Source organism: Synechococcales cyanobacterium T60_A2020_003 (assembly GCA_015272205.1).
Lineage (GTDB): Bacteria > Cyanobacteriota > Cyanobacteriia > RECH01 > RECH01 > JACYMB01.
In genome coordinates this window covers 1-9212 of sequence record JACYMB010000231.1, presented here as the reverse complement: position 1 = coordinate 9212, position 9212 = coordinate 1, and the positions used below count along the sequence as shown (strand labels likewise).

7 protein-coding genes are annotated in these 9212 nt (G+C 53.6%); 5 read left to right on the top strand and 2 right to left on the bottom strand.

Annotated features, from left to right (window positions below; all coding sequences use genetic code 11):
- Nucleotides 1-324: 324 nt before the first annotated feature.
- From IGR76_11630 to pip, 3 genes are all read left to right on the top strand, one after another.
- Nucleotides 325-966: a TIGR04282 family arsenosugar biosynthesis glycosyltransferase gene (locus IGR76_11630; protein MBF2079140.1), complete on the top strand. Its 642-nt coding sequence runs from the start codon at nucleotides 325-327 to the stop codon at nucleotides 964-966.
- Nucleotides 967-976: 10 nt separating this feature from the next.
- Entirely contained in the window at nucleotides 977-1693 is a 717-nt protein-coding gene (locus IGR76_11625; GenBank protein ID MBF2079139.1) for a TIGR04283 family arsenosugar biosynthesis glycosyltransferase, read from the top strand.
- Between the two features lie 72 nt (nucleotides 1694-1765).
- Nucleotides 1766-2713: a prolyl aminopeptidase gene (pip, locus tag IGR76_11620; GenBank protein MBF2079138.1), complete on the top strand. Its 948-nt coding sequence runs from the start codon at nucleotides 1766-1768 to the stop codon at nucleotides 2711-2713.
- 8 nt (nucleotides 2714-2721) lie between these two features.
- Here the strand turns inward: pip and IGR76_11615 are convergent, their stop codons facing one another.
- Together IGR76_11615 and IGR76_11610 are read right to left on the bottom strand one after the other, a co-directional pair.
- Entirely contained in the window at nucleotides 2722-3753 is a 1032-nt protein-coding gene (locus IGR76_11615) for an isochorismatase (protein MBF2079137.1), read from the bottom strand.
- A 29-nt stretch (nucleotides 3754-3782) separates the two neighbouring features.
- The gene (locus tag IGR76_11610) at nucleotides 3783-5039 is read right to left on the bottom strand and encodes a hypothetical protein (GenBank protein MBF2079136.1); all 1257 of its coding nucleotides are present in this window, start codon (nucleotides 5037-5039) and stop codon (nucleotides 3783-3785) included.
- Nucleotides 5040-5487: 448 nt separating this feature from the next.
- Here IGR76_11610 and purD point away from each other — a divergent pair, with 448 nt between their 5' ends.
- Both purD and IGR76_11600 read left to right on the top strand, forming a co-directional pair.
- A complete protein-coding gene (gene purD, locus IGR76_11605) occupies nucleotides 5488-6768 on the top strand; it encodes a phosphoribosylamine--glycine ligase (protein MBF2079135.1) in 1281 nt (426 codons plus the stop codon).
- Nucleotides 6769-7203: 435 nt separating this feature from the next.
- Nucleotides 7204-9126: a HAMP domain-containing protein gene (locus tag IGR76_11600; GenBank protein MBF2079134.1), complete on the top strand. Its 1923-nt coding sequence runs from the start codon at nucleotides 7204-7206 to the stop codon at nucleotides 9124-9126.
- The last annotated feature ends 86 nt before the right edge of the window (nucleotides 9127-9212 follow it).

The window sequence follows — 9212 nt, the reverse complement described above, 5'->3', positions numbered from 1 at the left end:
TTCCGGTGGGAGAAGCCCGCACCGTATGTTTGCATCGGTGTCGGGAGTACGTCACTATCCTCCGTTTACGATTCATTGTGCCCAATCAGCTATTTCTCGTGTGAAGATAGTTGATTTTCATTGATAAGTAATCACGATGCCCTACTTGTCGAGACTCCGTTAGGACTCGTCTATTGGTGATCCCCTTCCCCGTTGTGGGGTCATGTCATAGACCGCTCTTTTGCCGTGATTCTAGGGTGAGGAGGGTTGGGGCGAGAGTGAGACACAGCTCATTACCGATAACGATTCATCTATGATTTTGAGGTTGCTTTCTGGGCTTTGGCAGTGCAAATAACGGCTGGTTTGATAGTATTTACCCGATATCCTCAACCGGGTCAGACCAAAACACGGCTCATTCCACACTTGGGCGCAGAAGGAGCCGCCGCACTCCAGCGACAGTTAACTGAACATACCCTGAACACGGTTCAAGCATGGATCGCCCAGCAGACCCAGCCCGATTCTATAGACGTAGTTGTTTGTTTCACAGGCTGCGATCGCCCCATGATGCAAACTTGGTTGGGCGAACAGTGGACTTACAAAGCGCAAGGAACGGGAGATTTAGGCGATCGCCTGTTGCGTGCCTTTCAAGATGCCGCATCGGAGCGCGATCGCGTGATTGCCATCGGGATCGACTGTCCGGGGATCACGCCTCCCATCCTCCATCAAGCCGTTGCCGCACTCCAAACCCATGACCTTGTGTTGGGGCCAGCCGTCGATGGTGGATATTATCTAATCGGCATGAAGCAGGTGATCCCCGATCTATTCACAGGAATTGCATGGAGTACAGATCAGGTGCTTGCTCAGACTATGGCGATCGCCCAATCATTAAATCTAAGCATTGCTATGCTCGAACCCCTCGCTGATATCGACTATCCAGAGGATCTAGCCGTGTGGTATCAAATCTGTGCAGAGATTCCACGACCGTAGCGGCTGAGTTATGTCCTATTCCATCTCGGTGGTGATTCCTACCCTCAACGAAGCAGATTGTATCGAACAGGCGATCGCCTCTATTCGTCAGCATCATGATGATCCCAGCAGGTTAGACATCATCATTGCGGATGGGGGCAGCGGGGATCCAACGGTAGACAAAGCACTGGGCTGTGGCGTGCGGGTGATCCAAGCCCCGCTTGGACGGGCTCATCAGATGAATGCTGGAGCCGAAATTGCCACAGGCGAGATTCTTCTCTTTCTACACGCCGATACCAAGCTGCCACCGCAGTTTGCAACTCACATTACAGAGGTGCTAGGCCGTCCAAGGGCGATCGCCGGGGCGTTTGAACTCCAGATTGACGGGAGCGATCGCCGCTTGCGCTGGGTGGAATGGGGGGTGAAATGGCGATCGCGCCTAAACCAAATGCCCTACGGGGATCAAGCCTTATTCATGCGCTCTGAGATCTTTCATCAGGTCGGCGGATTCCCCCCTCTACCGATTCTTGAAGACGTAGAGATGGTTAAGCGACTGAAACGGATTGGCCGGATTTACATTGCTCCTGCTGCTGTCCGCACCTCGGCACGGCGCTGGCAAAGGTTGGGGATTGTCCGGACAACGCTTCTCAATCAACTGGTTTTGCTGGCCTTTTGGCTCGGTGTCCCAACCGATCGCATTGCCTACTGGTATCGAACTGCGCCAAAGCGCTGGGGGCGATCGCGCTAAATTCTGGTTCGGCGTCCGTCGGGAATCGTGCTAGAAGAGAAAACGTAGATACCCTTGACCTCTGAGATCCCCATGCGTGACCTTTATCCGCCGATTGAGCCCTATCGGTGCGATCGCCTTCCCGTTTCCGACCTCCACACCCTGTATCTAGAAGAGTGCGGGAATCCTGACGGTCAACCCGTCGTTTTCCTGCATGGGGGGCCTGGGGGTGGCCTTCAGCCCAACTATCGTCGCTTCTTTGATCCTCAGCGGTATCGCGTGGTGCTGTTTGATCAGCGGGGCTGCGGTCAAAGTACGCCCCATGCCGAGCTAACCGACAATACCACCTGGCATTTAGTGGAGGATATCGAACGGGTGCGATCGCACTTGGGGATCGATCGCTGGGTCGTCTTTGGGGGCAGTTGGGGAAGTACCCTAGCGCTGACCTATGCTGAAACCTATCCCGAACGCTGTAAAGGCTTGATTTTGCGGGGAATTTTTATGCTCCGCAAACGGGAAATTCAATGGTTTTATCAATCGGGAGCCAGCAACCTGTTTCCCGATGCCTGGGAGGAATACCTTGCCCCCATTCCAGAGAGCGAGCGGGATGACCTCGTAACCGCCTACTACAAACGCTTGACCAGCCAGGATCCCAGCGTTCGCCTAGCCGCTGCCCGTGCCTGGTCGAGTTGGGAAGCGAAGACGAGTAAACTGCTGCTGGATCCGGCGTTGGTGGCACACTTTGAAGAAGACGAGTTCGCGACGGCCTTTGCCCGGATTGAGTGTCATTACTTCATCAACGGCGGGTTTTTCACCGAAGAGGATTACCTACTGCGCCATGTGGATCGGATTCGCCAGATCCCGACTGTAATCGTGCAGGGTCGCTACGACGTCGTGTGTCCCATGGTATCGGCCTGGGATTTGCACCGGGCGTTTCCAGAAGCCGATCTGGTGGTGGTTCCCGATGCCGGACATTCGATGACGGAACCGGAGATTCAAACGGCGTTACTGGATGCGTGCGATCGCTTTGCGTCCCTTTAATGCCGTGTTCAGAACTGGAGTCCCAGCCAGTCCTGGAGCGGAGTGGTAGACCGCACCCGATGAACTCCGGCAGCGGCAAAGCGCTGATACGCGGCCTCGGCAATGTCGGTGAAGTCCACAACCCCTGGAACTACCACAGGAGAGGTGCAATCGTCGAGCAGATAAATTTTTTGGGAAAGGCTGGGATCAATGCCCTGAATATTGGTCAACAGGTCATCAATCGTCCAGGCGACGCAGTGGCTTTTGGCCTGCCCTGCAATCAAAATCGCATCGAACTCTAGGAGCATCTTCAGAAACTTGGTGTTCTTTTGGGCGATCGCCCGCTGGTGCTGATCGGTCACGACTTCGGGACTCAGCACCGAGTAGTGTTCGGTGAGGGGATTGCTGCCCTTGATTTCAAAGCGGGTTTGGCTGACGCGGGCAATCGAATGGAAAAAGCAGGCTTCCTCGACGGCAGATACCAAGGCATGACCAATCTCGCCCAAAATCGAGTGGTAAGGCCAAATGGTTAGCTGATATTTTTCGACCCCCTGCAACTGCCGGACGTAGTGGAGGGCATAGGCTTGTAACTCATCCGCCGACATGTCAACGTTGTGGGCGATCGCCGGATTCACGCGCCATTTCCCTTGCTCCACATCCTCCACCGAAATCATGGTCATGGGTGGCGGATTCTGCCCTGCCGCATCCATCCAAAAGACGGGATGAAAAATCTGGGTGGCGGTGTGGGTGTCCATCGTCGGGGCGATCGCCGTAATCCAACCCAGATTGCGATAGATAAACTCGCACAGGCGCACGTTGTCCTCCACTGCACCCCGCCCCGATCGCCCACCGACAAACAGTTCAAACTCTGGGATGCAGAAAGTGTTCTGAACATCGGTCGCCAGCAGACAAATTCGCGTTTTATCCTCTGCCGCAGGTTTGATTCCGTATGCCTGTGCCCAGGCGATCGCTGCTGCTGCCCGATCGGCATAGGGCACTCGCCACACCTCGCTAACGCGCCGGGGATCGAAATGGGGTGGGATGGGCAAAGATCTAGACATACACCCTCCTAGAGGGATCGCAGAACGGATTACGGGGTTGCAGGCTGTTGGAGATTTTGAATTTGTTCCTGGAAATAGTCTTCCTTGTACTTGAGGTCACGGGCAAGCTGGAGTCCTTGCTGAAAGGCGGCGATCGCCTGATAGGTCGATCCCTGGACTCGATAAATCTGGCCAATGCGATCGTAGGCAAACATCATGCCGTACTGGCTGTAGGACTGCCGCTCAACATCCACCAGCAGTTCGTACACAATTCGAGCATCCTCTAAGCGATCAATGGTGAGATACAAACTCGCTAATCCCCGCAGCGCATCACTCGCTGAGCCAAACTGTTCATTCTCTTGCGCCAGGGCAAAGGCTTCCTGGTAGGTGGTTGCCGCTAAGTCAGGACGCCCGATCGCCGCATAGTTTTCAGCAATTGTAATTTTCAGTAATGGAATTTTATTGCGATCCTGGCGATTATCGTAAAAGCCCAGCAAGTCATTTTGGGCAATGATCGCCAACTCGTACTCTTCACTTTCTTGGTAAATCGTCGATAGGCGTTCGAGGGCTAATAATTCCGAGCGGCGATCGCCCGTTTCCTGGGATAGTCTTCGCAACTCTTCGTAGGTGGTGGCTGCCCCGGTGTAGTCAAACCAGGCCAGCTGAAGCTCACCCATGGCCGTGAGAATGCGCTTCACCTCAGTCCCATCTTGTTGCTGACGTGCCCGCTCTAACAAAATCTGGTACGTCGCCACCGCTTGAGGGCGTGCCCGCATGGCTTCGTATCCTTCCGCAATGCTCAGCAGCAAGTCATAGTCCGGCGGCGATTGCAGCAGCGCTTCTTGCTCAATTTGTTCTAAGCGTCGCGTGGTCGCACTGACAACAAGTGCCCGATTCTCCTGCCATGCCGCTTCCCCTAACTCCGTGAGGGACTGGACTTCAGCTTTTGGCCCCAGGTAGCGTCGCAGCCGTGCCACCCGCAACCAAAGCTCGATCGCGGCTTCTGCGTTTCCCCGCTTATATTCGGTGCTGGCTTGACTGCTCAGTTCATCTAACGCAACGGACAGGGCATTTTGCTCTTGGGGGGTCAGTTCCCGATCGACGGGCGGCTCCGGCAAAAGCGGATCGGGTTCGAGGAGTTCTAGCGGACTCAGTTCGGCAGCGGTGGGCACTGAGGATTCCGGCGAGTCTGCCTGAGCAATGGCGGGATGGGTGATCGCTCCTACACAGGCGATCATCACAAGACTAGACATCCAGCGAACCGAACGACTCAAAATCCGAACGTTGAGCATGGGCGCAAGCGGCATGGTCATCAGAACAATAATGGTTTATTACTAAAAATTTCTCAAACAAGCGTCAATCTAGGAAGTGCGATCGCTCCCAAACCTGACCTCTCTTTAACGACTGACCAAGCCAAGCGAACGTTCCGCCCTTACCTCAGCTTCGTCCATCGCCATTCGTGTTTGTGAGGCTCAGTTTTGTGAGGCTCAGTTCACCATCCCATAAACCCAATGAACATTTTGTAGAGACTATAGGATAATGCACTTTCATTCTGACCCATTTAAGCGCATAATCATACGGGTTCAGTAGTCGGATATGGCGTTATCCCAATCCCAATCCTAGATTGAGTCAAGATAGTTCCTAATTTTGGCTAGAGTAGAGTGTAGCTAAAGACGAAATCATGGTGTTGTATAGTCATGGGCGCTGATTATCGCTCTGATGTCGTCAGTTTGCAGCGGATGGAGTGAGACCATAGTGAAAGTTTTGGTAGTCGGCAATGGTGGACGTGAGCATGCCCTCAGCTGGAAACTGTTGCAATCCGATCGAGTTACCGAGGTGTTTTGTGTGCCGGGTAATGGAGGCACCGCCACCCTGAAAGGCTGCCGAAACCTAGGTCTTGCGATGGATGACTTTGAGGGAATTGCCCGCTTTGCCCTTGTCAATAACGCTAGCATCATCGTAGTTGGGCCTGAAGCGCCACTAGCGGCTGGAATCACAGACTTTCTGACTAAGCAGGGATTAACCGTATTTGGGCCAACCCAAGCCGGTGCCCAAATCGAATCAAGCAAGGCATGGGCTAAAGAATTGATGCAGGAGGCTGGGATTCCCACAGCGGCCTCTGAGACGTTTACCGATGCAGAGGCTGCGATCGCCTACGTGAAGCAGCACGGTGCGCCGATTGTGGTGAAGGCGGATGGCCTCGCGGCTGGGAAGGGCGTAACCGTTGCCGAAACCATAGATGCCGCAGAACAGGCCATCACCGACGCATTTACAGGGAAATTTGGAGCAGCTGGTTCGCGAGTCGTTATTGAAGAATACCTCGACGGCAAAGAAGCCTCGGTTCTAGCCATCACCGATGGTCTGACCATTCGACCACTCCTCCCAGCCCAAGACCACAAGCGGATTGGCGAAGGGGACACCGGAGCCAACACGGGAGGTATGGGAGCCTATGCCCCTGCCCCGCTGGTGACGCCAATCTTGATGGATCAAATTCAGCGTGAAGTGTTAGAACCCGCGATCGCGGCTCTCCGCCAGCGAGGGATAGATTATCGGGGGGTGTTGTATGCAGGGCTGATGATTACGCCCAACGGCGAACCCAAAGTGATCGAGTTCAACTGCCGCTTTGGTGATCCCGAAACTCAGGTCGTGCTCCCGCTCCTGGAAACGCCCTTAGAAACGGTCATGCTCGCCTGTGCTGAACAGAAATTGGCTCAGTTACCGCCGCTCTCCTGGCATTCCGGTGTCGCCACTTGTGTGGTTATGTCATCTGCCGGATATCCAGAGACCTACGAGAAAGGCTTACCCATTACGGGGATTGCTAAGGCGGAGGCAACTGGGGCAATGGTTTTCCACGCTGGTACGCGCCTCAAGAACCAACAGTTGGTAACAGATGGCGGACGAGTGCTGGGTGTAACGGCTCTGGGCGAGAATTTTAAAGAGGCGATCGCCAATGCCTATACTGCAGTCGATTGCATCGAGTTTGACAGATGCTATGCCCGTCGGGATATTGGATATCAAGTGGCATCTCTGGGGTAGATTCGGCCTTCGGTAGCGCTGCCTATGCCAACGTCTCCAATTCCAGATCTAGTACTGGAGTCGCTGAAAGTGTCACGCATCGTCAACTCAAAACTGAGAACTCAACACTCAAAATTGCTACCAGCCCACTTGCACCCATCTACATCAATTAATGAAATTCGTGAACCCTGATTAGAAATTGTGAGCCGCATTTGTCACAATAGTGGATTAGAACGCTGTCCTGCGATTGTCCTGTCTCGTTCTGGGAAGCTCTGAGCGTTAGACAATGGACACCAGAGGGCGATCGCGATAGGTTCTCAGAACCGCTTTAGTCGTGGTTCTGCTAGTTTCTAAGCAAGTCGTGCTGTCTAGAGAGCTGTCTTGATTAAACTTCTGTGTCAATTCCGGGAAATTATTGGGCGTTGGTGGTCAGAGTTCACGCTGCAAACCCGCCTAATGGCTGCGGCTACCCTGGTGGTTTCGCTCCTAATGAGCAGCCTCACCTTCTGGGCGGTTAACAGCATTCAGCAGGATGCCCGCCTAAACGATACGCGCTTTGGGCGAGATTTGGGACTTCTGCTAGCAGCTAACGCGGCACCCCTTGTCTATAAGGGCGATCGCACCGAACTAGCCCGCTTTTCACACCGCTTCTACAGCAGCACTAGCAGCATCCGCTACATGCTGTATGCCGATGAAGATGGCGATATTTTCTTCGGCATCCCCTTTTCTGAATCCGAGGTCAAAAACTCTCTCACCATTCGTCGCCGGATGCAGCTTCCGGACAACTACTCACAAAATATGGACGCCCCTATGGTGCGTCAACACATCACGCCCGATGGGGAAGTTACCGATGTGTTTGTGCCCCTAGACCATGAAGGCCAGTACTTGGGAGTTCTGGCGATCGGCATTAACCCCAATCCCACGGTGGTCACCTCCTCCCACCTCACGCGCGATGTCACCATTGCCGTTTTCGTCTCGATTTGGGTGATGGTGATCCTGGGGGCTGTTTTCAATGCGCTCACGATTACGCAACCCATTAAGGAACTCCTCGTTGGCGTTAAAAACATTGCGGCGGGTAACTTCAAACAACGCATTGATCTGCCCCTGGGCGGCGAACTCGGCGAACTGATTCTCAACTTTAATGAGATGGCCGAACGCCTAGAAAGCTATGAAGAGCAGAATATTGAAGAACTAACGGCGGAAAAAGCCAAGCTTGAAACTCTGGTATCGACCATTGCCGACGGTGCGGTGCTCCTCGATGACCAAATGCACGTCGTTCTGGTGAATCCGACGGCAAAACGAATTTTTGGCTGGGACGACACCGATGCCATCATTGGCAAGAATGTGCTGCACTACCTTCCTGAAGCGGTAAAGCTAGAGATTGTCCGCCCGCTCTATGAGATTGTGGCAGGCAATTTTCCCACATCGATGCCGCGCCGGCGGGAGGGCGCAGAACTGCGGGTGAACATCCCAGAACCCACCAAACGGATGATCCGAATTTTGATTAACACGGTTCTTGACCAGTCGCGAGAGAACATCAAGGGCATCGCGATTACGGTGCAGGACATCACCCGTGAAGTGGAGCTAAACGAAGCTAAAAGCCAGTTCATCAGCAATGTATCCCACGAATTGCGAACGCCGCTGTTCAACATCAAGTCCTTTATCGAAACCTTGCATGAGTACGGGGAAGACTTGACCGAAGAAGAGCGCAACGAGTTTCTAGACACCGCAAACCGAGAAACGGATCGCCTGACCCGTCTTGTCAACGACGTGCTGGATCTATCCCGACTGGAATCGAGTAGGCGCTATCGCTTTGAGGCGGTCGAACTGATTCAGCCCATTGAGCAAACCCTGCGTACCTACCAACTCAACGCGAAGGACAAAGGCATCAAACTCGTTCATGACATTGAAAACGAGCTTCCACCCGTCCTCGGCAATTATGATTTGCTGCTCCAGGTTTTTGCAAACTTGGTGGGAAATGCCCTGAAATTTACGGAAGCGGGAGGATGCGTTGCCGTCCGAGCATACACCCTAGACTCGTTTTCTGATCAGCCACCGTCCCACATTCGCGTTGAAATAGCTGATACAGGTATCGGCATCGACCCTGAAGACCAACAGGCGATTTTCGATCGCTTCTTCCGGGTCGAGAACCGAGTACATACCCTGGAGGGAACCGGGCTAGGTCTGTCCATTGTTCGCAACATCATCGAAAAGCACCATACCAACGTTAACCTAGTCAGCGAAGTTGGCGTCGGTACTACTTTCTGGTTTGACCTCATGATCTATCGCGAGGATGCTCCCTTCCTGCAAAATCTGACCCCTAAAGAAGGAGTCTCTGAAAGTGAAGCCTCCGATGAGGTGGCTGGACTACTGCTCTGACTCAGGGCTACAGATCAGGGCATTATAGAAAAATGAACTACCCCGCCGCAAGCGGACGGGGTATCAGAATCAAAAAAGAGCAAGTT